Raw genomic sequence first — 24212 nt, 5'->3', positions numbered from 1 at the left:
TCAGTGCTGCTCGAACGTCAGTGCTGCTCGTACAGCACGGGCTCCGGCAGACCGTGCTCGGCGCGGACGCTGCGTGCGATGCCCTCGATCGCGACCAGGGCGTCGACCACGAGCTCCGGCGTCACCGGGAACGGCATGTTGTGGATGGTCTCGCCCTCCACCGTCGCGGCCTCGGCCACGGCGCGCAGCACGTCGCGGTCGTCGACCGTCAGGCCGATCTCGGTCAGGGTGTTCGGCAGGCCGACCTTCGTGGTGAAGACGACGAAGTCCTCGATCTCCTCGGCCGGGGCACCCTCGAGCACCAGCTGGGCGATCGTCCCGATGTTCACCTTCTGCCCGTGGGCCAGGCCGTGCGCCTGCGGAGCCGCGGTCAGCCCGTTGTGGATCGCGTGGGCGGCGGCGAGCCCACCGGACTCGAAGCCCAGGCCGGACAGCAGCGTGTTCGCCTCGACGACCTTCTCGAGCGCCGGGGTGACGACCTTGGCCTTGACGGCCTCGATGGCCTGCAGGGCGTTCTCGTGCAGGAGCTTCCACGACAGCTCGGCGAGCGCGACGCCGGTCTGGGTCTGCAGGCCGCCGGCCATGGTGTCGGCGTTGGCGCGCTTCGCGGCACGGGCCTCGACCCAGGTCGCCAGCGCGTCGCCGATGCCCGCGACCAGGAACTGCACCGGCGCGTTGGCGACGAGCCTGGTGTCGATGAGCACCAGGTCCGGGTTGTGCGGGAAGAAGCGGTACTCGATGAACTCGCCCTCGGCGGTGTAGATGACGGCGAGCGCCGAGGTCGGGGCGTCGGTGGACGCAGCCGTCGGCACGCTGGCCCACCGGATGCCGGCGAGGTGCCCAGCGGCCTTCGCGGCGTCGATCGCGGAGCCTCCACCGAGCCCCACGATGACGTCGGCGTCCGTCGCGCGGATCTGCTCGACGAGCTCGTCCACGGCCTCGGGGGTGGCGAAGCGGCCGAACCCGACACGCTCCACGGCCAGGTCGGCGGACCGGAAGCTCTCGGAGACGGCGGTCTCCACGATGCCCCAGACCACGTCGTCGGCGACGATCAGGGGCCGCTTGCCGATCGGGGCGATGAACTCGCCGACGCGGGTGATCGCATCCTTGCCCTGGACGTAGCGGGCGGGGCTCATCACGGTGCTGATGGGAGTGGCCATTGTGCGGTTCCTTCCGGTTGTACGACAGGTGTACGACAGGTGTCGGGGTGGCCGACGCCGCCGACGGTACGCGGGGCCGCTGATCGGGAGGTGCTGATCGGTAGGTTCGGGACTATGACGTTCAACGACGACTCGCAACTCCGGGGCGGCAAGGTCAAGCGGCGGGGTCGCACCACGGCGATCGGCGGAGGCGCCGTGGGCGTCGGCGCCATCGTGGTGTTCCTGATCCTGCAGTTCACCGGCGTCGACGTGAGCGGGATCGTCGGCGGCGGCAACGGCCTGACGACGATCCAGCAGGGGGGCGAGTCCGTCGATGCCGCCCCCGAGTGCCGGACCGGGCGCGACGCCAACCTGCGCGTCGAGTGCCGGATGGAGGGCGCGGCCGAGTCGCTCGACGCCTACTGGACGTCCGAGGCGCGGTCGCTCGGCATCTCGTACACGGCACCGGAGTTCTTCCTGTTCCAGGACTCCACCGACACCTCGTGCGGGCAGGCCTCGGCCGCGACCGGCCCGTTCTACTGCCCACCGGACCGTGCGGTCTTCCTGGACACCGCGTTCTACGACGACCTGCAGTCGCAGTACGGCTCGTCCGGCGGTCCGCTCGCGCAGATGTACGTCGTCGCGCACGAGTGGGCGCACCACATCCAGCAGCTGCAGGGGTCGTTCGCGAACACCGACCGCTCCGGCACAGGGGCGTCGTCGGGCAGCGTCCGCGTCGAGCTGCAGGCTGACTGCTACGCCGGGGCCTGGGTCGGCGACGCCGCCACGACGAAGGACGCGAACGGCGAGACGTTCTTCGAACCGATCACCCGCTCCCAGATCACCGACGCCCTGTCGGCGGCGAGCGCCGTGGGCGACGACAGCATCCAGGAGCGCGCGACCGGCCGCGTCGACCCGGACTCGTTCACGCACGGGTCGAGCGAGCAGCGACAGCGCTGGTTCCTGCGGGGCTACCAGCAGGGCGCGACGAGCTGCGACACCCTGAGCATCCCGGGTTCGGCCCTGTAGCCGCACCGTCGAACCACGGGAGGCCCGGTGCCAGCTGGCACCGGGCCTCCCGTCCGTGGTCAGCGCGTCAGCGCTCGTTCAGACGTCAGCGCTCGTCCGGCCGTCAGCGCTTGGTCGGCGTGGGCGTGGGGGTCGCGCTCGGCGTGGGCGTCGGGGTGGCGTCGGTCGCCCCGGCGGCCGTCACCACGAAGGTGCGGAAGTCGTCGTTCGTGACCGGGGAGGTCAGCTCGTACCGCTGCCCGTTCACGAGCACGAGCGGCGTGCCGGGGAACTCCTTGAGCGTCGACCCGGGGATCGTGCCGTCCGACACCGCCGTCGTCTGCTCGTCCACCCACTTGGCGTAGTCCTGGTCGGCGATGCAGCTCCGGACGGCGCTCCGTTCCTGCAGCCCCTGCACGCCCGTGACGACGTCGGTGAGCTCCGCGTCGGTCAGACCAGGGGTGCCCTCGTCCGGCTGCTTCGCGAAGAGCGCCTGGTTCACCGCGTAGAACTGGTTCGGGGAGTGCTCGGCGACGCAGGCGGCGGCGTTCGCGGCGCGGAGCGAGTACTTCGTGCCCTGCGAGCGGTTCGACAGGACCGCGACCGGGTGGATGTCGACCGTGGCCGCACCGGAGTCGACGAGGTCCTTGATGTAGTCGCCGTTCGCCTGCTCGAACTGGCCGCAGCCCGGGCAGAGGTAGTCGACGTACAGGGTGATCCGGACGGTACCGGCGCCGTCGGTCGCGGCGCTGCTCGGCGACGCGGAAGCCGATCCGGACCCGGACGCCGCGACGGGCTTCAGACCCTGCCCGATGGTGATGCCGCCCTGCGACATGGTCGACGGGCCGGGGCCCGCGGGCTTCACGGAGTCGACCAGCACGAGCGTGACGATCGTCGCGGCGGCGAGGAGCACGACCCCGAGCCCGATCTGCAGGCCGAGCCGGACACCACGCTGGCGTCGCTTCTGCTGGGTCCGGGCACGCTGGGCTCGCTGGCGGGCGGCTTCACGGCGCTCGTTCCGCGCGGCGCGGGCGGCACCCTCGGGGCGGTTGTTCATCGGTGCGTCGTCCTCCTGATCGGTGTCCGCTCGGCGTTCCCCTGCTCGGCGGACGGACCCGGCGATTGTAGTGGGGCGCTCTGGGAAGCCGCCGACCAAGGGGGAAAACACTGGCGCACCCGGGTGAACTCGTGTTGTATGAACCTCGACAGTCGACGGCGACTGTCCGGGGCCCGTACGGGCACACCGCTTCACTCGGATCGTCCGGCACGTACCTGCCGGTGAAGGAAGGACCGAACGCTCATGGCGTCCGTCACCTATGACAAGGCAACCCGTCTCTACCCCGGAGGCAACCGTCCCGCGGTCGACTCCCTCGACCTGGACGTCGCCGACGGCGAGTTCCTCGTCCTCGTCGGCCCCTCGGGCTGCGGCAAGTCCACCTCGCTCCGCATGCTGGCCGGCCTCGAAGAGGTCAACTCCGGTCAGATCCGCATCGGCGACCGCGACGTCACGGACGTCCCGCCGAAGGACCGCGACATCGCGATGGTGTTCCAGAACTACGCGCTGTACCCGCACATGACCGTCGCCGAGAACATGGGCTTCGCGCTCAAGATCGCCGGCGTCGGCAAGGAAGAGCGCGCCACCCGCGTGCAGGAAGCCGCCAAGCTCCTCGACCTCGAGGACTACCTCGGCCGCAAGCCGAAGGCGCTCTCCGGTGGTCAGCGTCAGCGCGTCGCGATGGGCCGTGCGATCGTCCGTCAGCCGCAGGTGTTCCTCATGGACGAGCCGCTGTCGAACCTCGACGCCAAGCTCCGCGTCCAGACCCGCACGCAGATCGCGTCGCTGCAGCGTCGTCTCGGCGTCACCACGGTCTACGTCACGCACGACCAGACCGAGGCCCTCACCATGGGTGACCGCATCGCGGTGCTCAAGGACGGCATCCTGCAGCAGGTCGGCACCCCGCGCGACCTGTACGAGAAGCCGAACAACGTGTTCGTCGCCGGCTTCATCGGTTCGCCGGCCATGAACCTGCTGCCCGCCGACGTCATCGAGGGCGGCATCAAGTTCGGCACGCTCAACCACGCGATCGACCGCGACACGCTGTCGAACGCCCGTGCCGCACAGATCACGGTCGGCATCCGCCCCGAGGACGTCATCGTGTCGCAGACCGGCGAGGGCCTGCCCGTCACGGTCGACGTCGTCGAGGAGCTCGGCGCCGACGGTTACCTCTACGGTCACGCGGACGTGAACGGTCAGCGCGCCGACATCGTCGCCCGTGTCGACGGTCGTGCGCACCCGTCGATCGGTGACACGATCGTCATCACGCCGAAGCAGGGCCACGTCCACGCCTTCGACACCGAGTCGGGCGACCGCCTCGACGACAAGGCCGTCGTCAGCGCGTAACCAGCGCACTCCCCCGAGAGCCCGCGCCCGCCTCACAAGGGCGGACGCGGGCTCTCGGCTGTCCCCGACACCAGAGGAACCACCGTGCCCGACTCGATGTCCATCACCGCCGCCACCGTCGACCCCGGCCTGCTCGACCTGCCGTGGGACCTGCCGCTCGCCGACTGGCCCGACGACACGATCGTCGCGCTGCCGAAGGGCATCTCGCGGCACCTCGTGCGGTTCGTACACCTGAGCGGGTACGTCGCCGCGGTGAAGGAGACCGGCGAAGAGGTCGCCCGGTCCGAGTACGAGATGCTCCGGACCCTGCAGCGGATGGACGTGCCGTGCGTGGACCCGGTCGCGGTCATCACGAACCGCGTCGACGCCGACGGTGAACCACTGCACCCCGTGCTCGTGACCCGCCACCTGCGGTTCTCCCTGCCCTACCGCGCGCTCTACTCGCAGACGCTGCGCCCCGAGACCGCCACCCGTCTGGTCGACGCCCTCGCGCTGCTGCTCGTCCGCCTGCACGTCATCGGCTTCTACTGGGGCGACGTGTCCCTGTCGAACACGCTGTTCCGTCGCGACGCCGGCGCCTTCGCCGCGTACCTGGTCGACGCCGAGACCGGCAAGCTCTACCCCGGCGGGCTGTCGAACGGCCAGCGTGAGAACGACCTCGAGGTCGCCCGCGTGAACATCGCCGGCGAGCTGCTCGACCTCGAGGCCGGCGGACGGCTCGACGAGAACGCCGACCCCGTGGACGTGTCGAACCGCATCGTCGCCCAGTACCGGACGCTCTGGACCGAGCTCACCGGCACTGAGCAGTTCGACATCAAGGAACGCTGGCGCATCAACGACCGCGTCGAGCGCCTGAACGAGCTCGGCTTCGACATCGAGGAACTGTCGATCCACACGACCGAGGGTGGCTCGCAGGTCCGGATCCAGCCGAAGGTCGTCGACGCCGGGCACCACCAGCGGCGACTGCTGCGGCTCACCGGGCTCGACGCCGGCGAGAACCAGGCCCGGCGCCTGCTCAACGACCTCGACTCGTACCGCGCCCGCAACGGCCGTGACGAACTCGACGAGGAGATGGTGGCGCACGAGTGGGTCTCACGGGTCTTCGAGCCCGTCGTCCGCTCGATCCCCCGTGACCTGCGCGGTCGGCTCGAACCCGCCGAGGTGTTCCACGAGCTGCTCGAGCACCGCTGGTTCATGTCCCAGCAAGAGGAGCGTTCCGTCTCCCTGCCCGAGGCCACGACCGCCTACATCAACGACGTGCTCCGACACCGTCGCGACGAGCGCCTGCTCATCAACCCGCCGACCTCGTCGATCACCGTGCCGATCCCGGTGCTGGACGACGACGACGCCGACGGGTCCGACGAGTCCGACGACGTCGACGACTGGCGCGCCACGGTCTGACGCGGTCCCCGCTCGGTCACGACACCCCGCCGGGTGGGCGCCGACCGGTCGCAGACCGTCGTCTGCGGCGTCGCGCAGCGACGACTCGTGACCACACGGCGGGCACCAGCCGACGTGTCCTGACCGTTGTGGGGTCGAGAACGCGACCGCCTGGAGGCCCGCCCCGCGTCCCGGGGACCGGCGCCGGCCCTCCAGACCGTCACGCCCAGCCCCGCCTGCCACCGTGAGCAAGAATGGTCGCCTCCCGCTCGGGGAGGCGACCATTCATGCTCACGAAGTGCTGGGGCTACGCGGTGCGACGGCGCCGCGCGACCTCCCACAGGGTGACGCTCGCGGCGATGCCGGCGTTCAGGGACTCGGTGGCGCTCGAGATCGGGATCGACACGATGGCGTCGCAGGTCTCGGTGACCAGGCGCGACAGGCCCTTGCCCTCGGAACCGACGACGATCACGATCGGGCGGTCCGCGAGCTCGAGGCCGTCGAGCTCCACGTCACCGTCGCCGTCCAGGCCGAGGACGAACAGGCCCATCGACTTGAGCGACTTCAGGGTCTGCGTGAGGTTCGGGGCCATCGCGACCGGCGTGCGTGCGGCGGCCCCGGCCGAGGTCTTCCACGCCGACGCCGTCACGCCGACCGAACGACGCTGCGGCACGATGACGCCGTGTCCGCCGAACGCCGCGGTCGAGCGGATGATCGCGCCGAGGTTGCGGGGGTCGGTGATGCCGTCGAGTGCGACGAGCAGCGGGACCTGGTCACGCGAGAACGCCTGCTCGACGATGTCCTCGGACACCGCGTACTGGTACGCCGGCACCTTGAGGGCGACGCCCTGGTGCACGCTGTCGTGTCCGGTGATGCGGTCGAGCTCGGGACGCATGAGCTCGATGATCGGCACACCGCGGTGGTTGGCGAGCGCGAGGATCTCCTTCACGCGGTCGTCGACCTCGATGCGCGACGCGATGTAGAGCGTCGATGACGGGGTCTTCGTGCGCAGGGCCTCGAGCACGGAGTTGCGCCCGGTCACCAGCTCGGAGTCGTCGGTCTTGCGTGCCGGCGGACGGCCCGTGCGACCCTGCGGGGTGCTCGAGGAACCGTGCCGACCCTTGGCCGCCTCGAAGCGGTCCTTCGCGGCCTTGCGCTTGCCGGCCGGGTGGTACGGGCGGTCCTCGGCCTTCGGGGTCGGCTTGCGACCCTCGAGCGCCTGGGCGCCCTGTCCGCCGGAACCGACCTGCTTGTTGCCCTTGCGACCGGTGCGGACGGCGCCGGGCCGACCCTTCTTGCTTCCCGAGACGTTCTTCATGCGTAGCTCCTGTTCGGCACTGCCGTGTTCAGGCGATGCTCCAGCGTGTTCCGGACGGCGTGTCCTCGATCGTGATGCCCGCGGCGGCGAGGTCGTCGCGCACGCGGTCGGCCGCGATGAAGTCCCGTGCTGCCCTGGCGTCCGCGCGCTCCTGCACGAGGCGTTCGACGAGGGCGGCGAGCGGGCCCGCCGAGGTGTCGTGGCCGCCGCCCGACCAGTGGGCGGCTCGCGGGTCGATGCCGAGCACCTCCACCATCGCAGCCACCTGATGGTACGCGGTCCCGAGCGTTTCCGCATCGTCGGCGTCCAGGGCGGCGTTGCCGGTGCGCACGGTCTCGTGCAGCACGGCCAGGGCCTGGGGCACGGAGAGGTCGTCGTCCATGGCCGCGGCGAAGGTCTCGGGCACGGCCGGGGCGTCGGCGAGGTGGACACCCTCGAGCCGGGTCTCGGCGCGCTCGAGGAACCCGGCGATGCGGTCGTACGCAGCCTCGGCCTCGGCCAGGGAGCCCTCGTGGTGATCGATCGACGAGCGGTAGTGGGCGGCACCGAGGAAGTAGCGGACGACGGCGGGACGAGCGGATCCGAGGAAGTCCGCCGCGAAGATCGAGTTGCCGAGCGACTTCGACATCTTCTGGCCCTCGACGGTCACCAGGCCGTTGTGCAGCCAGTACGACGCGAACGGGTCCCCGGCGGCCGTGGACTGCGCCAGCTCGTTCTCGTGGTGCGGGAAGCGCAGGTCGAGCCCGCCGCCGTGGATGTCGAACGCGGGGCCGAGGTACCGGCGCGACATCGCCGAGCACTCGATGTGCCAGCCCGGACGGCCGGCGCCCCACGGGGAGTCCCAGTTGGCCGTCGACGGCTCGCCGGGCTTCGCACCCTTCCAGAGCGCGAAGTCACGGGCGTCGCGCTTGCCACGCGGGTCGGCGTCGGCGGCCTCGACCATGTCCTCGCGCCGCTGCCGGGTGAGCACCCCGTAGTCGGCCCAGCTGCCGGTGTCGAAGTAGACGTCACCCGAGCCGTCGTCGGCGGCGTAGGCGTGCCCGCGGTCGATGAGGCGCTGGATGATCTCGTGCATCTGCGGCACGCTCGCGGTGGCGCGGGGCTCGTACGTCGGGGGCAGGATGCCGAGGGCGTTGTACGCGGCCGTGAACTCGAGCTCGACCCGGTAGGCGCGGGCGAACCACTCCTCGTCCGTGCCTGCAGCCAGGTCGAGGACCTTGTCGTCGATGTCGGTGACGTTGCGCACCAGGGTCACCCGGTACCCACGGTGGGTGAGCCACCGACGCCAGATGTCGTAGACGAGCGCGGACCGCAGGTGCCCGATGTGCGGCGACGACTGCACCGTCGGACCACAGACGTAGACGCTCACGTGTCCGTCGACCAGGGGCACGAGGTCGACGACGGCTGCGGCGCGGGAGTCGTAGAGGCGAACGGTCACGCCTCAACCCTAATCGGCGCGGGGCCGCGGTTTCAGGAGGGACGCACGAGTGCCGTGGCGATCGCCGCGAGCCCCTCGCCACGGCCGGTGAACCCGATCCCGTCGGTCGTCGTGCCGGACACGGCAACGGGCGCACCGACGACCGCGGACAGGGCGTCCTGCATCTCGTCACGGCGGCGGCCGATACGCGGCCGGTTGCCGATGACCTGCACGGTGACGGACACCGGCACGAGCCCGGCGTCGGCGAGCAACGCGACCGCGCCGCGCACGAACACGTCGCCCGTGGCGCCGGCGTACTGCGGGTCAGCGGTGCCGAAGCGTCCGCCGATGTCGCCGAGGCCCCCGGCGGAGAGCAGGGCGTCGCACACCGCGTGCGCCACCGCGTCACCGTCGCTGTGCCCGGAGAGGCCGGGTTCGCCGGGGAAGTCGAGCAGCCCGACGCGGCAGGGCGAGGCGTCGTCGAAGGCGTGCACGTCGACCCCGAGCCCGAGTCGGACCGCGACGGCGTCCGCCTGGCTGGCACCCGCCGCACCGGCACCGGCACCAGCACCAGCACCAGCTTCGGACCGCGCCCGCACGATCGACTCGGCCCGGCCGAGGTCCCACGGCGTCGTGATCTTGAAGGCATCGGCGTCACCCGGCACGAACCGCACGGTGCCCCCGACGGCCTGGAACACCCCGGCGTCGTCCGTCTCGGACTGCGACGACACCGCGTAGGCCTGCCGCAGTGCCGCGAGCGGGAAGCCCTGCGGCGTCTGCACCCCGACGAGCGCCGCACGGTCGACGGTCTCGACGACGACGTCACCGTCGACCCGCTTGACCGTGTCCGTGACGGGGAGCGCCGGCACGACGCCCGCACCGTCACCGGCGGCGACGGCGTCGAACACCCGCGAGAACTGTGCCGCGGGCGTGAGGCACCGCGCCGCGTCGTGCACGAGCACCGTGGTGACGGAGTCCGGCAGGACGGCCAGGCCGGCCTCGACCGAACCGTGGCGATCCGTGCCTCCGGCGACGACGGCCGTGTACGCGACCGCAGCACCCGCGACCGAACCGACCACCTGCCGGCACTCGTCCAGGTGCGACGCGGGTGCGACCACGACGACGAGCGTCGGTGACGGCAGCGCGAACAGGGGTTCGAGCGCCCGCGCGAGCATCAGCGCACCGGCCACGGGCACGAACGCCTTCGCGGTCCCGATGCCGAGCCGGGTGCCGGAGCCGGCCGCAACGACGACGACCGCCCGGTCCACCCCTTCGGGGAACCGTGCGGTCGTCGTTCGTGCTGTCGTGTTCAGTGCGCTGTCGTCAGGCTCAGGAAGCCAGGACCTCGTCGAGGACGGTCGATGCCTTGTCCTCGTCGGTCTTCTCGGCCAGCGCGAGCTCGGAGATGAGGATCTGCCGGGCCTTGGCCAGCATCCGCTTCTCACCCGCGGAGAGCCCGCGGTCCTGATCGCGCCGCCAGAGGTCGCGGACGACCTCGGACACCTTGATGACGTCACCGGAAGCGAGCTTCTCGAGGTTCGCCTTGTAGCGGCGTGACCAGTTGGTGGGCTCTTCCGTGAACGGCGCCCGGAGGACCTCGAACACCTTGTCGAGTCCTTCCTTGCCGATCACGTCGCGGACGCCGACCAGGTCGACGTTGTCCGCCGGGACCTCGATCGTCAGGTCACCCTGCGTCACCCGCAGTTTCAGGTAGACCTTTTCCTCGCCCTTGATGACGCGAGTCTTGACTTCAGAGATGGTTGCCGCCCCGTGATGGGGGTAGACGACGGTCTCGCCGACCTCGAATTGCATGTATCAGGCTCCGTTCCCAGACATCCAGTTTACCACAAGGGCCGTTCCGGTAAGGGGACCCTCAACGCTCACCCCTCCCGGTGATCGCTAGGATGGGCGCGGGGACCGCCCGGTCTCCATCGTGACTTACGGAGGAATCTCTTGCGACCTCGGGTACTCGTGTCCGTCGCCGTTGCGGCAACCATCGCGCTCGGCGCCACCGGGTGCGAGTTCATGTCGCCGGCCCACACCGTCGACATCAAGCAGATCACCGACGGCGTGGACGTCTCGACCGGCAAGGTCGACGTGCGGAACGCCCTCCTGATCTCGGACGACGGTGAGAGCGCCCGCTTCATCGGCACGCTGGTGAACAACGACGACCAGGACGACTACACCGTCTCGATCGAGATCGGCGGCGACACCCAGACCGTCGACGTGCCGGCCAACACCCACGTCGACCTCGCCATGGCCGCGGGTGCGGGCAGCGACGACGAGTCGAGCGTGCAAGAGGGCGACACCACCCAGGGCACCACCGCCGGTGACGCCGAACCGATCGTGTTCGACAACGCGGACGCGAAGCCCGGTTCGCTCGTGAAGGTCTACTTCAGCTACCCGGACGCCGAGGGCACCTCGGCCAACGTGCCGGTGCTGACGAGCTCGCAGGAGGAGTACCAGACCCTCGCGCCGAGCCCGACCCCGACGCCCACCTCGACGTCCCCGTCCGAGAGCGGCGCACAGTCGACCGGCGAGGCCGTGCCCGGCACGCAGCCGACGGACTCGCAGACGGATTCGTCCGAGGGCGACAACGGCACCAACTGACGCCGACGGGCGCGGCTGACACCGCGCCCGGACCGTTCGCACAGGAGGCCCGGTGCGAGTCCCAGGGACTCGCACCGGGCCTCCTGTCCGTCCGTCTCAGGCCTCGATGCGGTACCCGAGACCGCGGACCGTCACCAGGATCTCGGGGGTCGACGGGACCCGCTCGATCTTCGAGCGGATGCGCTTGATGTGCACGTCGAGGGTCTTGGTGTCGCCGAAGTAGTCGGAACCCCACACCCGGTCGATGAGCTGCCCGCGGGTCAGCACACGGCCGGCGTTCCGGAGCAGCAGCTCGAGGAGCTCGAACTCCTTGAGCGGCATGGGGGTCTCGGACCCGTCGACCGACACCGTGTGCCGCTCGACGTCCATCCGGATGCCGCCGACCTGCAGGATGCCGCTGTCCGCCGGGTCGTCCTCGGTGCGGCGACGGAGCACGGCTCGGATCCGGGCCAGGAGCTCCCGGGTCGAGTACGGCTTCGTCACGTAGTCGTCGGCGCCGAGCTCGAGCCCGACGACGATGTCCACCTCCGAGTCCTTCGCGGTCAGCATGATGATCGGTGCGTTCGACCGGGTCCGGATCTGCCGGCACACCTCGGTGCCGCTCAGGCCCGGCAGCATGAGGTCGAGGAGCACCAGGTCGGGGTTCTCCGCGTCGAACTTCGACAGCGCGGTCACGCCGTCGGCAGCGACGGAGGTCTCGTACCCCTCACGCTGCAGCAGGAACTCCAGGGGCTCGCTCAGGGCCGGCTCGTCGTCGACGATGAGGATCTTGGTCACGATGGCTGCTCTTCCAGTTGCTCTTCGAGTGCTGTGGTCAGTTCGGGATCTGCCTCGGGCAGACGGATGGTGAAGGTCGAGCCCTTGCCGGGCTGCGACCAGACGCGCACGTCACCACCGTGGTTGCTGACGACGTGCTTGACGATCGCGAGCCCGAGGCCGGTGCCGCCGGTGGCGCGCGACCGTGCGGGATCGACACGGTAGAACCGTTCGAAGACGCGGTCGAGGTCGGCCTCGGGGATGCCGACGCCCTGGTCGGTGATGGCGATCTCGACGAAGCCCTTCGACGACCGGACGCCCACGCCCACGCGGGTGTTGTCCGGCGAGTACTTCACCGCGTTGGCGATGAGGTTCGACACCGCGACCTGCAGCAGCCCCCGGTCGCCCATCACCCGCAGCTTCGACTTCTTGGCGCGGATGATCTCGATCGAGCGGGCGCGGGCGACGACCTCGTTCGCGTCGATCGCGGCCTGCACGATCTTGTCGATGCCGGTCTCCTCGCTGTTCTCGAGCGCGTCGACGGACTGCAGCCGGGACAGCTCGATGATGTCCTTCGTCAGCGCTCCGAGCCGCTCGGACTCGGTGATGAGCTGCGCGGCGAACTTCTTCACGTGCACGGGGTCGTCGGCGGCGAGGACGAGGGTCTCGGACAGCAGGCCGATGGCGCCGATCGGCGTCTTCAGCTCGTGCGAGATGTTGGCGACGAAGTCGCGGCGGACCTCGTCGATGCGCCGGCTCTCGGTCAGGTCGTCCGCCGTGAGCAGGACGTACCGGTTGCCGAGCTGGGCGGCACGGAAGCTGAGGTAGCCGATGAGCTCCCCGTGGCGACCACGCGGCAGCTCGAGGTCCTCCGACCCCATCTCCCCGCTCTTGCGCACCCGGTCGATGAGCTCGAGCAGTTCGTGGTGCACCAGGCGTCGGCGCACGACGAGCCCCGCCGTGAGGGCCTGGGGGGATGCCGCGACGACGGTGTTCGACGGGTCGATGACGACCGCCGGGTTGTGCATCGTCGCGATGACCGCTGCGACGCCGTCCGGCAGGGTCCGCTCCGCCACGTCGGCAGCACGTGCCGTCCGCTCGGCGGTGATGATCAGCACCACGACGCCCGCGCCGAAGACCCCGCCGAGGAGCATCGACAGTGGCACGAGCCACGCGTTGTCCATGCCGCCAGTGTAGGGATGGTCATGCGGGGTTCCGGTACCGTTCACCGTCTGCGGAAGGCCAGAACGCGAAGCGTTCAGCCCCGCGTCACCGTTCGTTCACCTGGGCTGACGACACTCGTCCGGTACGCAGAGAGAGGTACTCCCCCATGCGCGAAGTCTTCCAGCAGGAACTCCAGGACGTCCAGGAGCGACTGACCGAGATCGCCGGGCTCGTCGAGTCCGCCATCACCCGAGCCACCCAGGCCTTCAGCGACTCCGACGTCGCCCTCGCCGAAGAGGTGATCGCCGACGACGAGAAGATCGACCTCGCTGCGAACAGCCTCGACGAGATCGCGATCGACATCCTCGCCCGCCAGGCACCGGTGGCCCGCGACCTGCGCGTCGTCGTCACCGCCCTGCGCGTCAGCTCCTCGCTCGAGCGCATGGGCGACATGGCCGAGCACATCGCGCAGCTCGCCCGCCAGCGCTTCCCCGAGAAGGTCGTGCCGAAGGGCCTCCGCAGCACGTTCAAGGAGATGGGCCGGCACGACGTCGCGATGGCGCAGAAGCTCACGCGGCTGCTCGCCACGGAGGACATCGCGCTGTCGGCCGAGATCCGCGACGAGGACGACGCCGTCGACGAGCTGCACGCCAGCGTGTTCGACTTCGTGCTCGGCGAGGCCTGGAAGGGCGGGCCGATCGACACCGTCGACGCCACCCTGGCCTCCCGCTACCACGAGCGCTTCGCCGACCACGCGGTCTCGATCGCCAAGAAGGTCGAGTACCTGGCGACCGGCGACTGGACCGGCGCGTCCACCTCGACTGCGGCGGTCTGACCCGACCCGATCGGTCTGACCCGACCCGATCGGTCTGACCCGGCCCGATCGGTCTGCGAGGATCGTGGCATGGCCCAGGTCGCGATCATCGTCAACGGCATGCCCGGTTCCGGCAAGAGCAGCATCGGCACGGCACTCGCCGAGGTGCTCGGGTGCCCGTTCCTGTCGAAGGACCGCATCAAGGAGCCCCTCGCCGACGTCGTCGGCCCGATGATCGCCTCGCGGCCGCTCGGCGGCATCGCGATGGACACGATGTGGTCCATGGCGCGGGCCGTCGAGAACGGGGTCGTCCTCGACGCCGTCTGGCTGCCGTCGCGTGACGGGGACCTCCTGGAGGCCGGACTCGCGTCCGCCGGGTCCCCTCGCGCCGTCGAGGTGTGGTGCGACACGGACCGCGCCACCGCCGAGCAGCGGCTGCGCGACCGGTACGAACCGGGCACCGTGCCGGTGCGGCACGAGGTGCACGGGGACCTGGCCGACGTGCTGGCCTTCTGGGACGAGCACGGCGACGACGCCCGGCCCGTCGGGCTGCCCGGCGTCCCGGTGATCCGGGTCGACACGACGAAGCCCTACGACGTCGGCGCCCTGGTGCAGGAGATCGCGTCGCACTTCGTCTGACCAGCCACGGCTCGTCGAGCCGACCACGCTGCCGAAGCGACAGGTCGTCGACGGGGCGATCCGTTCCTCCTGGCAGAGCGACAGGAGTCGGCGGAACGTTCGCGACCCACTGTCGCTTTCGCGAAGCCCCGCACACGCACGAACGCCCCGCCCGGATGCCGGACGGGGCGTTCTGCGTGGGTGCTACTTCTTGGCGCCCTGGGCGGCCACGGCGGCGGCGCCGGCTGCGGCGGCCTCGGGGTCCAGGTAGTACGCGGGCTTCGTCGGCGTGAAGTCGTCGTCGAGCTCGTACACCAGCGGGATGCCCGTCGGGATGTTCAGGCCGGCGATGTCGTCGTCCGAGATGCCGTCGAGGTGCTTCACGAGCGCACGCAGCGAGTTGCCGTGGGCCGTGACCAGCACGGTCTTGCCGGCGGCGAGGTCCTTCGTGATGTCGGACTCCCAGTAGGGCAGCAGGCGGTCGATCACGAGCTTGAGCGACTCGGTGCGGGGCAGCTGGTCGCCGAGCTCGGCGTAGCGACGGTCACCGAACTGCGACCACTCGGCGTCGTCGGCGATGGGGGGCGGCGGGACGTCGAACGAACGGCGCCACTCCATGAACTGCTGCTCGCCGTACTCGGCCAGCGTCTGGGCCTTGTCCTTGCCCTGCAGGTCGCCGTAGTGGCGCTCGTTGAGGCGCCAGTCGCGCTTCACCGGCAGCCAGGCCAGGTCGGCCTGCAGCAGCGCGATGTCCGCCGTCTGGATCGCACGGGTCAGGAGCGAGGTGTACAGGACGTCGGGGACGATGCCGGACTCGGCGATGAGGTCGCCGGCGCGCTTCGCCTCCTTCTCGCCCAGCTCGCTGAGCCGGACGTCGACCCAACCGGTGAACAGGTTCTTCTGGTTCCAGTCACTGTTGCCGTGACGGAGCAGGACGAGCGTGGAGGTCATGCCTCCGAGTCTACCGAGCGGTACCGGCCCCGTACCCTTGACGCATGCCCATCGGGAACGTGACGCGCGGGACGACCGGGTACAACCGGCTCCGCCGCGTCGACCGGTGGATCGCGACCCTGCCGGTGCTGCGCCGGACGGACGACCCGCTCGTCGCCGACGTCGGCTACGGGGCATCGCCGACCACCACCCTCGAACTGCGCGACCGGCTGGCCGCCGTCCGACCCGACGTCGAGGTGACGGGCATCGAGATCGAGCCCTCGCGGGTCGCGCTCGCGAACGCCGGCACCCGCGACGGTGTGACGTTCCGCCTGGGTGGCTTCGAGACGCCGACACCCGGGCAGCGCCGGCCCGCCGTCATCCGGGCCTTCAACGTGCTGCGGCAGTACGACGAGTCCGCGGTGGTCCGGTCGTGGCGGATCATGCAGGACCGGCTGCAGCCCGGCGGTGCGCTCGTCGAGGGGACCTGCAACGAGGTCGGTCGGGTCGCATCGTGGGTGACGCTCGACGACGTCGCACCGCAGACGTTCACGGTGTCCCTCCGGCTCGCCGGGCTCGACGTGCCTTCGATCGTCGCCGAGCGGCTGCCGAAGGCGCTGATCCACCGCAACGTGCCCGGCGAACGGGTGCACGCGTTCCTGCGCGACCTCGACCTGTCGTGGGCGGTCGCCGCACCGCTCGGCACGTACGGGCCCCGGCAGCGGTGGATCGCCACCGTGCGCGGGATGCGTGACCGCGGCTGGCCGGTGCTGCACGGGGTGACGCGCTGGCGGCTCGGTGAGCTCAGCGTCCCGTGGGCGGCCGTCGAGCCCGCCTGACGCTGCGACGCAAGACACCGGTGTTCGCGCTCCGAACACCCGCAAACCGCGGTGCGACCGGCGAACACCGGTGTTTTGCGACCGTCAACGGGGAGCTAGGAGCGCTTGACGGCTCCGAGCCGGGGCAGGCGCGGGACGTTCGCCGTCGCACCGGCCTCGGGCGGGACGATGGTCTCCTGCGCCGCGGTCACCACGACGTCGTCGGCCTCGAGCCGCAGGGTCGCGGTGGGGTCGAGGGAACGCTTGACCACGGCGAGCCCGATGGGACCGAGCTCGTGGTGGATCGCCGACGCCGAGAGCCGTCCGACCTGCTTGTCGTCGAGCAGCACCGGGGTCCCGGGTGCCGGCAGCACACCGTCGGACCCGTCGAGGTGCAGCAGCACGGCCCGTCGCGGCGGGTGCCCGAGGTTGTGGACCTTGGCGACGGTCTCCTGCCCGCGGTAGCAGCCCTTCGACAGGTGCACGGCGGAGCGCAGCCAGTCGAGCTCGTGCGGGATCGTCCGCTCGTCCACGTCGGACAGGGTCGGGCGCCACGCGGCGATCCGCAGTGCTTCGTAGGCGAGCAGCCCCGCGACGGGCACGTCCGACGCGGCGATCGCGGCCGCGGTGCCGGGGGTGACCACGGCGATGCGGAGGGTCCAGTCGGAGCCGGGGTGGGCCTCCTGGTCGGCGTAGCCCCATCCGCCCGGCGTGACGGCGCCCCACGGGTCGACCCACTCGGCGACGGGCGGTTCCGGCAGTTCGACGGACGCGAACGGGGCGCCCGCCCCGAACCAGCCGAGGGTGACGAAGTCGGCGGAGCGGTCGGCGACCTCGACCCGGAGCATGAAGCGCATCGAGTCGAGCCACCCGGCGAGCGGCGCTGCGTCAGCGCGCTCGGTGAGCAGCCAGACCGTCGCACCGTCGTCGACGACGCGAGCCGCGTGCTCGACGCGTCCGGCCTGGTCGAGGACGAGCGTCTCGGTGCTGACGCCGGTCGGCAACCCGGTGAGCTGCTGCGAGGTGATCGAGTTGAGCCACGACAACCGGTCCGGTCCGGAGACGGTGACGACACCGAGTCCGAGCTCGACGACGGCACGCCCCCGGGTCAACAGGCGCTGCTCCCCGATCGGGTTGCCGAAGTGCGCGGCGACGGAGTCGGCCGCGACGAAACCGTCACGCGCGGCGAACACCGACATCAGTCGACCTTCGCGAGCTGCCCCGAGGCGTGCGAGGTGAGTTCGCGACCGAGCGCGGCAATGTCCCACGCCCAGAAGAGCTTGCCCTCGACCAGTCCGTACAGGCGGGTCGCGGCGGAGTAGTCCTTCGCGTTCGGCGAGCGCAGCACGGCGTCGGTCGACAGGTCGATGCGGCCCTTCAGCACCCGGCCGACGTAGAGCTCGTTGACGCCCGTCGGGTGGATGATCGCCGCCTCGACGTCGAAGCCGTCCGTGGTGTTGCGGAGCGCCTCGACGCTCTCGACCGTGCTGAAGGGCGTCGGCCCGTCGCCCAGGAGCATCGCGGGGCCGCGGTCGCCGGGCTCCGTCGGACGGTCGATCCGCCAGTAGCCCATCTCGGCGGCGAGCGGGGTGTGGTCGTCGTCGAGCAGCCAGGTGGTCGACGAGTAGTTCAGGTACGGCAGGCCGTCGTGGCTGAAGCTGACGCGCTGGCCGAACTCGTAGTTCCGGACCTCGTCGTCGTCACCGACCGGGTACTCGACCACACCGGTGCCCTCCCACACGCCGACCAGCCACGACAGCGGGACCAGTTCGGGGGCGAGGCCTTCGGGCAGCTCGATCAACGCTGGCCCTTGAACAGCTTCACGACGACGACCACCGAGATGAACGCGATCGCGAGCGACGCCAGGCCGAGGAGGCCGACGTAGAAGAGCTCGAGCGCAAGCAGCGAATCCATGCTCGGAGTCTACGCGGCTCGGCTCAACGCGCCAGGAGCACCACCGCGGTGACGAGGACCACGACGAACGCCCCGGACGACGCGATGCTGATCCGTTCGACCAGACCGTCCTTCGTGGCGGTGATGAGCTGCAGCACGAAGCTGACCATCACGCAGGCGACGAAGACGAGCAGCAGCCAGGCGAAGGCGTCGCGCTCGGCCACGGTCAGCACGAGCACGGCCCCGACGACCGCCAGCACCCAGACCGGCAGGACGGACGTCAGCCGAAGGCGACGCTGGTCGGTGGGGTGCACGGGCTCGGTCACGCGCTCCATCATGTCAGGGACGTGCGGAACGCACGCACCGTGCGGTGCGGTGCTCGCGCCGAGCGGTGCGCTGCTCGCGCCGTGCGGTGCGGGATGACGCGCAATCCGTCCGGCCGGATGAGTCCTTCCCGAGCATCACTAGGATGTCTCCACGACGTCATCCACCTCCGGAGGTCCTGTGGCACAGCTCCTGGTACTCACCTCGACCGCGCCCGGAGACGTCCTGCCGAGCCTGGGCCTCCTGAGCCACCGGATCCGCCACGTGCCGGCCGAGGCCGCACAGCTGGTCAACGCCCCGCAGAGCGACCTGATGTTCGTGGACGCCCGCACCGACCTGGTCAGCGCGAAGGCCCTGTGCAAGATCCTCGCCTCGTCGGGGTCGACCACGCCGATCGTGCTCGTCGTCACCGAGGGCGGACTGACCGCCGTCAACAGCGACTGGAACGTCGACGACGTCGTACTCGAGAGCGCGGGCCCGGCCGAGATCGACGCCCGCATCCGGCTGTCGGCCGGTCGTGCGGCGAAGGGCCAGACGAGCTCGAAGATCCAGGCGTCCGGTGTCGTCATCGACGAGGCCAGCTACTCCGCCAAGGTGCGCGGCCGGCCGCTCGACCTGACGTTCAAGGAGTTCGAGCTCCTGCGCTTCTTCGCCACCCACCCGTCACGCGTCTTCACCCGCGAGCAGCTGCTCAGCGAGGTCTGGGGCTACGACTACTTCGGTGGCACCCGCACGGTCGACGTGCACGTCCGACGACTGCGCGCCAAGCTCGGCGACCTCGAGTCGCTCATCGGCACCGTCCGCAACGTCGGGTACCGCTTCAACGTCTACGACGACGAGGCCGAGCGCCTGATGGGGCAGTAGTGCTGCCCGACCTCGGCAGCTTCGTCGCCCCCGGCGAGGCTCCCCCGTTCTCCGACCAGACCCTGGTGGACGTCCGCGCGGGGCGCGCGACCGTCCTGACCGTCGACCACGGGGTCGCGGTGGTCCGTGACGGCGAGCTGGAACTCGTCGTCGCCCAGGAGGCCCGTGGCCAGGGCATCGGCACGGCCCTGGTGACGCAGGCACTCGCGCTGGGCGGCGGGGCCGCTCCGCGGCTCGCGTGGGCGCACGGCGACCACCCGGCAGCGCGTGCGCTGGCCGACCGGTTCGGCTGGCGCGCGGTCCGCACGCTGCTGCAGCTCCGGGCGCCCGTCGCCGACTCCGATGTGGACGTCGCCGCCGACGTCGCGCTGCCCGACGGCTACTCCCTGTCGGCGTTCCGCCCCGGCACCGACGACGAGACCGACTGGCTCGCGCTGAACGCCGCCGCCTTCGCACGCCACCCCGAGCAGGGGCGGATGACGCTCGACGACCTGCACGCCCGCGAATCCGACGACTGGTTCGCAGGCGAGGACCTGCTGCTGCTCCGCGATGCCTCCGGGCAGCTCGCGGGCTCGTGCTGGCTCAAGGTCGAGGACGGCATCGGCGAGTTCTACGCCGTCGCCGTGCGGCCCGACCTGCAGGGGCAGCGGCTCGGCGGAGTGCTCATGCGTGCGGGCACCGCTCGGCTGCGCGGCCGCGGCCTGACCGCCGCCGCACTCTACGTCGAGGGGGACAACGAGCCGGCGCTGGCGCTGTACCGGCGCTCGGGGTTCACACAGCACGCGATCGACGTGCAGTACGCGGCGCCGGAGCAACCCTCAGGTCGCTGATACGCTGCGCCCATGATCCAGGGGGACCAGGGCGGATCGCCCATCGAACGACGACGTCCGGACACACGCTCGGGGGCAGGGCGGTGAACTTCAACCCGTCGCCGGTGTTCCTCGCGATGGCCGCGATGGTCGCCATCCCCGCCGTCGTCACCGCACTCGTCCGCCAGAGCGACCGGAAGCGACCCCCGTCGACGGTCGTCGGGGACGAGGCGTACGGCGTGCTCTTCACCGTCCGCGCTCGCCGGTGGAACTACCTGCTGCTCCGGATCATCGGGATCGTCTTCATCGTGGTCGGCGGGTTCTTCCTGCTGGCCGCACTCGCCCTGCTCGACGCCCCCGAGGCGATCGGGATGCTCCTCGGCGGTCTCGGCATCGGGCTGTTCGGGCTGCTGTTCGTCTACCTGGGCGTCGGGCAGAAGCGGCGCCGGGTCGAGGCGTACGACTCGCAGCTGGTCGTCACGCCGATGTTCCGTGCCGCCCGGACCGTCGACCCCGCTGCCATCAAGCACATCCGGCCCACGACGAACCGCTTCGGCGGCCTGGACGTCAAGGTGCACGGCCAGCGCGGGGTGATCAGTGTCCTGTCCATCGATGCCGCCTACCCCGAGTTCTGCGCGTGGCTCGAGCAGCGGGCGCCGGCGCAGTGGGGCGCGTTCGTGCAGGTCTTCGCGCGCTGAGCGCAGCGCCTCAGTCCGTCGCGGCCGTTCCTGCACAACCGAACGGTTCACCGCCGGTTTCCACAGCGTCCACCGAGGCCCCTCCGGTGGCAGGGGCCGGGTGGCAGGATGTGGGGATGGACACCGAACCGCAGCTCGACGGCGAATCCGTCGCACCCGACCTCGACGACTTCGACGAAGTCGTCGAGATCGAGCACGAGTCACTGCCGACGGACCGCTACTTCGACCGCGAGCTCAGCTGGCTCCGGTTCAACCAGCGTGTGCTCGAGCTGGGCGAAGACCGCACGCAGCCCCTGCTGGAGCGGGCGAACTTCCTGGCGATCTTCGCGTCCAACCTCGACGAGTTCTTCATGGTCCGCGTCGCCGGCCTGAAGCGCCGCATCGACACCGGCATCGCCGTCCCGACCAACGTCGGCCGTGCTCCCAGCGACGTCCTGCGGGACATCGCGAAGAAGGCTCACGAGCTGCAGGACCGGCACGCCCAGGCCTTCATCGGGTCGCTCAAGCCCGACCTCGACGCCGCGGGCATCCACATCGAGCACTGGTCCGACCTCGACGAGGCCGACCGGCAGCGGATGCGGGAGTACTTCAACGAGCAGATCTTCCCGGTGCTCATGCCCCTGGCCGTCGACCCGGCGCACCCGTTCCCCTACATCTCCGGGCTCTCGCTCAACCTGGCGGTGCGGGTCCGCAACCCGAAGTCGCAGCGCCAGGAGTTCGCGCGCCTCAAGGTGCCGCAGAACTTCTCGCGCTTCATCAAGCTCCCCGACGACAACTCCGGCCGGATGCGCTTCATCCCGCTCGAAGACCTCATCGCGAACCACCTCGACGACCTGTTCCCGGGGATGGAGGTCCTCGAGCACCACGTGTTCCGGGTCACTCGCAACGAGGACGTCGAGATCGAGGAGGACGAGGCCGAGAACCTCATCCAGGCCCTCGAGCGCGAGCTCCTGCGCCGCCGGTTCGGTCCGCCGATCCGCCTCGAGATCACCGAGGACATGGACCCGGTGACCCTCGACCTGCTCGTGCGTGAACTCGACATCACCGAGGAAGAGGTCTTCCGGCTGCCGTCGCCGCTCGACCTCGGTGGGCTGTTCGAGATCTCCAAGATCAACCGTCCGGACCTGCACTACCCGAAGCACGTGCCGACCACCCCGGTGCAGTTCCAGCCGGGTGAGCCGAACACCAAGCCCGACCTGTTCCGCGCGATCAAGGCGAACGACGTCCTGGTCCACCACCCCTACGAGTCCTTCGCCACGAGCGTGCAGGCGTTCCTCGAGCAGGCCGCGGCCGACCCGAACGTGCTGGCGATCAAGCAGACCCTGTACCGCACCTCCGGCGACAGCCCCATCGTCGAAGCGCTCATCGACGCCGCGGCCGCCGGCAAGCAGGTCCTCGCCCTGGTCGAGATCAAGGCCCGCTTCGACGAGCAGAACAACATCACCTGGGCCCGGAAGCTCGAGAAGGCCGGCGTGCACGTCGTCTACGGCCTGGTCGGGCTGAAGACGCACTCGAAGCTCGTGCTCGTCATCCGGCAAGAGGGCGGGACGCTCAAGCACTACAGCCACATCGGCACGGGCAACTACAACCCGAAGACCTCGCGCATCTACGAGGACATGGGCCTCTTCACGTCGGACGACACGGTGGGCAAGGACCTCACCCGCCTGTTCAACGAGCTGTCCGGCTACGCCATCGAGAAGAAGTTCAAGCGCCTGCTCGTGGCACCGCTGCACCTGCGGAAGGGCCTGCTGAAGCGCATCCAGACCGAGGCCGCCAACGCCCGCGCCGGCAAGCCCTCGGGCATCCGGATCAAGGTCAACTCGATGGTCGACGAGCAGATCATCGACGCGCTGTACCTGGCGAGCCAGGCCGGGGTGCCGATCGACGTGTGGGTGCGCGGCATCTGCTCGCTCAAGCCGGGCATGGAAGGCGTCAGCGACACCATCCGCGTGCGGAGCATCGTCGGGCGCTACCTCGAGCACTCCCGCGCGTTCGCGTTCCACAACGACGGCGACCCGGCGGTGTTCATCGGCAGCGCCGACATGATGCACCGCAACCTCGACCGACGCGTCGAGGCGCTCGTGCGGCTGGTCGCCCCGGACCACATCAACGAGGTCCAGGAGATGTTCGACCTGGCGATGGCCGACACCGCCAGCTCGTGGCACCTGGAGTCCGACGGCGAGTGGACACGGCACTCCACGGACGATGCGGGCCGTCCGCTCGAGGACGTGCAGAATGTGACCATGCGGAAGATCTCGGCCCGGAAGCGCTCGACTCGGTGAGCGGCGGTCCCTCGGGCCCCGTCGTCGCTGCGGGTGCGGTCGTCTGGCGCGAAGAGGACGGCACACCCCTCGTGCTGCTCATCCACCGCGACCACCACAAGGACGTCTCCCTGCCCAAGGGCAAGGTGGACCCGGGCGAGGCCGTCCCGACGACCGCCGTGCGCGAGATCGACGAGGAGACCGGGTACCGCGTCCACCTCGGCGCACCGCTCGGCACCGCCGAGTACGTGCTGCCGAACGGTCGCGACAAGGTCGTGCACTACTGGGCGGCCCGGGTCTCGGCCAAGGAGTACGCCCGCGCGGGCGCCTTCGTGCCGAACCACGAGGTCGCGGCGCTCGAGTGGGTCACCATCGACGACGCCCGCAACCGTCTGACGTACGAGCGGGACGTCGCGATCCTCGACCGGTTCGCCGAACGCGCCGCCGCCGGACAGCACCGCACGTTCGCCCTGATCACCCTGCGCCACGCGAAGACGGTGCCCGGCTCGGACTGGGACGGCCCCGACGCCACCCGTCCGCTGCTGCCCGTCGGCCGTTCACAGGCCAAGGCCGCCGCGGCACCGGTCGCGGCGTTCGGCCCGAAGAAGATCGTGAGCAGCACGGCGGCGCGGTGCCTCGCGACCGTCGAGCCGCTCTCCGCCGCGACGAAGCTCGGGGTCTCGAGCACCGCCGACATCAGCCAGGACGCCCACGACCGCGGCGCCGCCGACGTCAAGGGCGTCGTCCGGCGTCGGCTCGACAAGGGCAAGACCGCCGTGTTGTGCTCGCACGGTCCGGTGCTGCCCGACATCATCGCCAGGATCGCCACCGCGACCGCCGACGACTCCGGCCGCTTCGACCTGCGCCGCGCCGCGATGCTGTCCGTCGGGGACTTCTCCGTCATGCACATCGCCGGGGACACCCTCGTCGCGGTCGAGACGCACCGCAACACGATCCCGGCGTAGCCGGCCACCGCCGGGCCGCAGCGCC

24 protein-coding genes are annotated in these 24212 nt (G+C 70.5%); 12 read left to right on the top strand and 12 right to left on the bottom strand.

Features of this window, described 5'->3' with window-relative positions; genetic code table 11:
- Positions 1–17 precede the first annotated feature (17 nt).
- Positions 18–1160 carry a glycerol dehydrogenase gene (locus tag DEI98_RS06305; RefSeq protein WP_111092798.1) on the bottom strand — a complete coding sequence of 381 codons (1143 nt, stop codon included), beginning with the start codon at positions 1158–1160 and terminating at the stop codon, positions 18–20.
- Between the two features lie 114 nt (positions 1161–1274).
- Between DEI98_RS06305 and DEI98_RS06300 the strand changes: the two genes are divergently transcribed.
- On the top strand, positions 1275–2168 hold the full coding sequence (locus DEI98_RS06300) for a neutral zinc metallopeptidase (RefSeq protein WP_111054085.1): 894 nt from the start codon (positions 1275–1277) through the stop codon (positions 2166–2168).
- Positions 2169–2271: 103 nt separating this feature from the next.
- Here DEI98_RS06300 and DEI98_RS06295 read toward each other — a convergent pair whose 3' ends face one another.
- The gene (locus tag DEI98_RS06295) at positions 2272–3204 is read right to left on the bottom strand and encodes a thioredoxin domain-containing protein (protein WP_111100236.1); all 933 of its coding nucleotides are present in this window, start codon (positions 3202–3204) and stop codon (positions 2272–2274) included.
- Between the two features lie 243 nt (positions 3205–3447).
- Between DEI98_RS06295 and DEI98_RS06290 the strand changes: the two genes are divergently transcribed.
- Entirely contained in the window at positions 3448–4548 is a 1101-nt protein-coding gene (locus tag DEI98_RS06290; protein ID WP_071404078.1) for an ABC transporter ATP-binding protein, read from the top strand.
- An 84-nt stretch (positions 4549–4632) separates the two neighbouring features.
- Entirely contained in the window at positions 4633–5949 is a 1317-nt protein-coding gene (locus DEI98_RS06285; protein ID WP_111032331.1) for a DUF4032 domain-containing protein, read from the top strand.
- 286 nt (positions 5950–6235) lie between these two features.
- Here DEI98_RS06285 and rlmB read toward each other — a convergent pair whose 3' ends face one another.
- The 4 genes from rlmB to DEI98_RS06265 all read right to left on the bottom strand — a co-directional run bounded on the left by rlmB (position 6236) and on the right by DEI98_RS06265 (position 10475).
- Positions 6236–7246: a 23S rRNA (guanosine(2251)-2'-O)-methyltransferase RlmB gene (rlmB, locus tag DEI98_RS06280; protein WP_027466607.1), complete on the bottom strand. Its 1011-nt coding sequence runs from the start codon at positions 7244–7246 to the stop codon at positions 6236–6238.
- Positions 7247–7274: 28 nt separating this feature from the next.
- Complete coding sequence (gene cysS, locus DEI98_RS06275; protein ID WP_110863115.1) at positions 7275–8684, bottom strand: cysteine--tRNA ligase; 1410 nt, start codon at positions 8682–8684, stop codon at positions 7275–7277.
- Between the two features lie 32 nt (positions 8685–8716).
- Complete coding sequence (gene ispD, locus DEI98_RS06270) at positions 8717–9931, bottom strand: 2-C-methyl-D-erythritol 4-phosphate cytidylyltransferase (RefSeq protein WP_111100235.1); 1215 nt, start codon at positions 9929–9931, stop codon at positions 8717–8719.
- 61 nt (positions 9932–9992) lie between these two features.
- Positions 9993–10475 (bottom strand): CarD family transcriptional regulator, encoded by a 483-nt coding sequence (locus tag DEI98_RS06265; RefSeq protein ID WP_017888066.1) that lies wholly within the window; start codon positions 10473–10475, stop codon positions 9993–9995.
- A 141-nt stretch (positions 10476–10616) separates the two neighbouring features.
- Between DEI98_RS06265 and DEI98_RS06260 the strand changes: the two genes are divergently transcribed.
- The gene (locus tag DEI98_RS06260) at positions 10617–11273 is read left to right on the top strand and encodes a hypothetical protein (RefSeq protein ID WP_128780543.1); all 657 of its coding nucleotides are present in this window, start codon (positions 10617–10619) and stop codon (positions 11271–11273) included.
- 96 nt (positions 11274–11369) lie between these two features.
- Here DEI98_RS06260 and DEI98_RS06255 read toward each other — a convergent pair whose 3' ends face one another.
- Positions 11370–12050, bottom strand: a complete 681-nt coding sequence (locus tag DEI98_RS06255) for a response regulator transcription factor (protein ID WP_027466611.1) — start codon at positions 12048–12050, stop codon at positions 11370–11372.
- Entirely contained in the window at positions 12047–13213 is a 1167-nt protein-coding gene (locus DEI98_RS06250) for a cell wall metabolism sensor histidine kinase WalK (RefSeq protein WP_071404724.1), read from the bottom strand. Before DEI98_RS06250 ends, DEI98_RS06255 begins: the two co-directional genes overlap by 4 nt.
- Positions 13214–13359: 146 nt before the next feature.
- Between DEI98_RS06250 and phoU the strand changes: the two genes are divergently transcribed.
- Together phoU and DEI98_RS06240 are read left to right on the top strand one after the other, a co-directional pair.
- Entirely contained in the window at positions 13360–14028 is a 669-nt protein-coding gene (phoU, locus tag DEI98_RS06245) for a phosphate signaling complex protein PhoU (protein WP_027466613.1), read from the top strand.
- 69 nt (positions 14029–14097) lie between these two features.
- Positions 14098–14646 carry an AAA family ATPase gene (locus tag DEI98_RS06240; RefSeq protein WP_110863117.1) on the top strand — a complete coding sequence of 183 codons (549 nt, stop codon included), beginning with the start codon at positions 14098–14100 and terminating at the stop codon, positions 14644–14646.
- Positions 14647–14829: 183 nt separating this feature from the next.
- Here DEI98_RS06240 and DEI98_RS06235 read toward each other — a convergent pair whose 3' ends face one another.
- Positions 14830–15576, bottom strand: a complete 747-nt coding sequence (locus DEI98_RS06235) for a phosphoglyceromutase (protein WP_071244006.1) — start codon at positions 15574–15576, stop codon at positions 14830–14832.
- A gap of 44 nt (positions 15577–15620) precedes the next feature.
- On the opposite strand from DEI98_RS06235, the gene DEI98_RS06230 reads away from it, so the two are divergent.
- Positions 15621–16394, top strand: a complete 774-nt coding sequence (locus tag DEI98_RS06230) for a class I SAM-dependent methyltransferase (RefSeq protein WP_111100234.1) — start codon at positions 15621–15623, stop codon at positions 16392–16394.
- A 95-nt stretch (positions 16395–16489) separates the two neighbouring features.
- On the opposite strand, the gene DEI98_RS06225 is transcribed toward DEI98_RS06230, so the two are convergent.
- From DEI98_RS06225 to DEI98_RS06215, 3 genes are all read right to left on the bottom strand, one after another.
- On the bottom strand, positions 16490–17572 hold the full coding sequence (locus tag DEI98_RS06225; RefSeq protein WP_111095630.1) for a folate-binding protein YgfZ: 1083 nt from the start codon (positions 17570–17572) through the stop codon (positions 16490–16492).
- A complete protein-coding gene (locus DEI98_RS06220) occupies positions 17572–18174 on the bottom strand; it encodes an FABP family protein (RefSeq protein WP_027466617.1) in 603 nt (200 codons plus the stop codon). Before DEI98_RS06220 ends, DEI98_RS06225 begins: the two co-directional genes overlap by 1 nt.
- 136 nt (positions 18175–18310) lie before the next feature.
- Complete coding sequence (locus tag DEI98_RS06215; RefSeq protein ID WP_128780538.1) at positions 18311–18592, bottom strand: hypothetical protein; 282 nt, start codon at positions 18590–18592, stop codon at positions 18311–18313.
- A gap of 178 nt (positions 18593–18770) precedes the next feature.
- Here DEI98_RS06215 and DEI98_RS06210 point away from each other — a divergent pair, with 178 nt between their 5' ends.
- From DEI98_RS06210 to DEI98_RS06190, 5 genes are all read left to right on the top strand, one after another.
- Complete coding sequence (locus DEI98_RS06210; protein ID WP_017888078.1) at positions 18771–19454, top strand: response regulator transcription factor; 684 nt, start codon at positions 18771–18773, stop codon at positions 19452–19454.
- On the top strand, positions 19454–20284 hold the full coding sequence (gene mshD / locus DEI98_RS06205) for a mycothiol synthase (protein ID WP_111100233.1): 831 nt from the start codon (positions 19454–19456) through the stop codon (positions 20282–20284). The genes DEI98_RS06210 and mshD overlap by 1 nt, the downstream gene beginning before the upstream one ends.
- Before the next feature lie 83 nt (positions 20285–20367).
- Positions 20368–20961, top strand: a complete 594-nt coding sequence (locus tag DEI98_RS06200; RefSeq protein WP_111100232.1) for a hypothetical protein — start codon at positions 20368–20370, stop codon at positions 20959–20961.
- Between the two features lie 116 nt (positions 20962–21077).
- Positions 21078–23243, top strand: a complete 2166-nt coding sequence (locus DEI98_RS06195) for an RNA degradosome polyphosphate kinase (protein ID WP_071404719.1) — start codon at positions 21078–21080, stop codon at positions 23241–23243.
- The gene (locus DEI98_RS06190; RefSeq protein WP_111100231.1) at positions 23240–24187 is read left to right on the top strand and encodes an NUDIX domain-containing protein; all 948 of its coding nucleotides are present in this window, start codon (positions 23240–23242) and stop codon (positions 24185–24187) included. Before DEI98_RS06195 ends, DEI98_RS06190 begins: the two co-directional genes overlap by 4 nt.
- Positions 24188–24212 lie beyond the last annotated feature (25 nt).

This window comes from Curtobacterium sp. MCLR17_034, assembly GCF_003234485.1.
Classification (GTDB): Bacteria; Actinomycetota; Actinomycetes; order Actinomycetales; family Microbacteriaceae; genus Curtobacterium; species Curtobacterium flaccumfaciens.
The sequence above is the reverse complement of the archived record's forward strand: the minus strand, read 5'-3'. Positions and strand labels throughout refer to the sequence as shown.

Bases quoted from the DNA above. Each gene is read 5' to 3' on its own strand.
- DEI98_RS06305 (WP_111092798.1), bottom strand. From the start codon at position 1,160: ATGGCCACTCCCATCAGCACCGTGATGAGCCCCGCCCGCTACGTCCAG.
- DEI98_RS06300 (WP_111054085.1), top strand. From the start codon at position 1,275: ATGACGTTCAACGACGACTCGCAACTCCGGGGCGGCAAGGTCAAGCGG.
- DEI98_RS06295 (WP_111100236.1), bottom strand. From the start codon at position 3,204: ATGAACAACCGCCCCGAGGGTGCCGCCCGCGCCGCGCGGAACGAGCGC.
- DEI98_RS06290 (WP_071404078.1), top strand. From the start codon at position 3,448: ATGGCGTCCGTCACCTATGACAAGGCAACCCGTCTCTACCCCGGAGGC.
- rlmB (WP_027466607.1), bottom strand. From the start codon at position 7,246: ATGAAGAACGTCTCGGGAAGCAAGAAGGGTCGGCCCGGCGCCGTCCGC.
- DEI98_RS06265 (WP_017888066.1), bottom strand. From the start codon at position 10,475: ATGCAATTCGAGGTCGGCGAGACCGTCGTCTACCCCCATCACGGGGCG.
- DEI98_RS06250 (WP_071404724.1), bottom strand. From the start codon at position 13,213: ATGGACAACGCGTGGCTCGTGCCACTGTCGATGCTCCTCGGCGGGGTC.
- phoU (WP_027466613.1), top strand. From the start codon at position 13,360: ATGCGCGAAGTCTTCCAGCAGGAACTCCAGGACGTCCAGGAGCGACTG.
- DEI98_RS06240 (WP_110863117.1), top strand. From the start codon at position 14,098: ATGGCCCAGGTCGCGATCATCGTCAACGGCATGCCCGGTTCCGGCAAG.
- DEI98_RS06235 (WP_071244006.1), bottom strand. From the start codon at position 15,576: ATGACCTCCACGCTCGTCCTGCTCCGTCACGGCAACAGTGACTGGAAC.
- DEI98_RS06230 (WP_111100234.1), top strand. From the start codon at position 15,621: ATGCCCATCGGGAACGTGACGCGCGGGACGACCGGGTACAACCGGCTC.
- DEI98_RS06225 (WP_111095630.1), bottom strand. From the start codon at position 17,572: ATGTCGGTGTTCGCCGCGCGTGACGGTTTCGTCGCGGCCGACTCCGTC.
- DEI98_RS06195 (WP_071404719.1), top strand. From the start codon at position 21,078: ATGGACACCGAACCGCAGCTCGACGGCGAATCCGTCGCACCCGACCTC.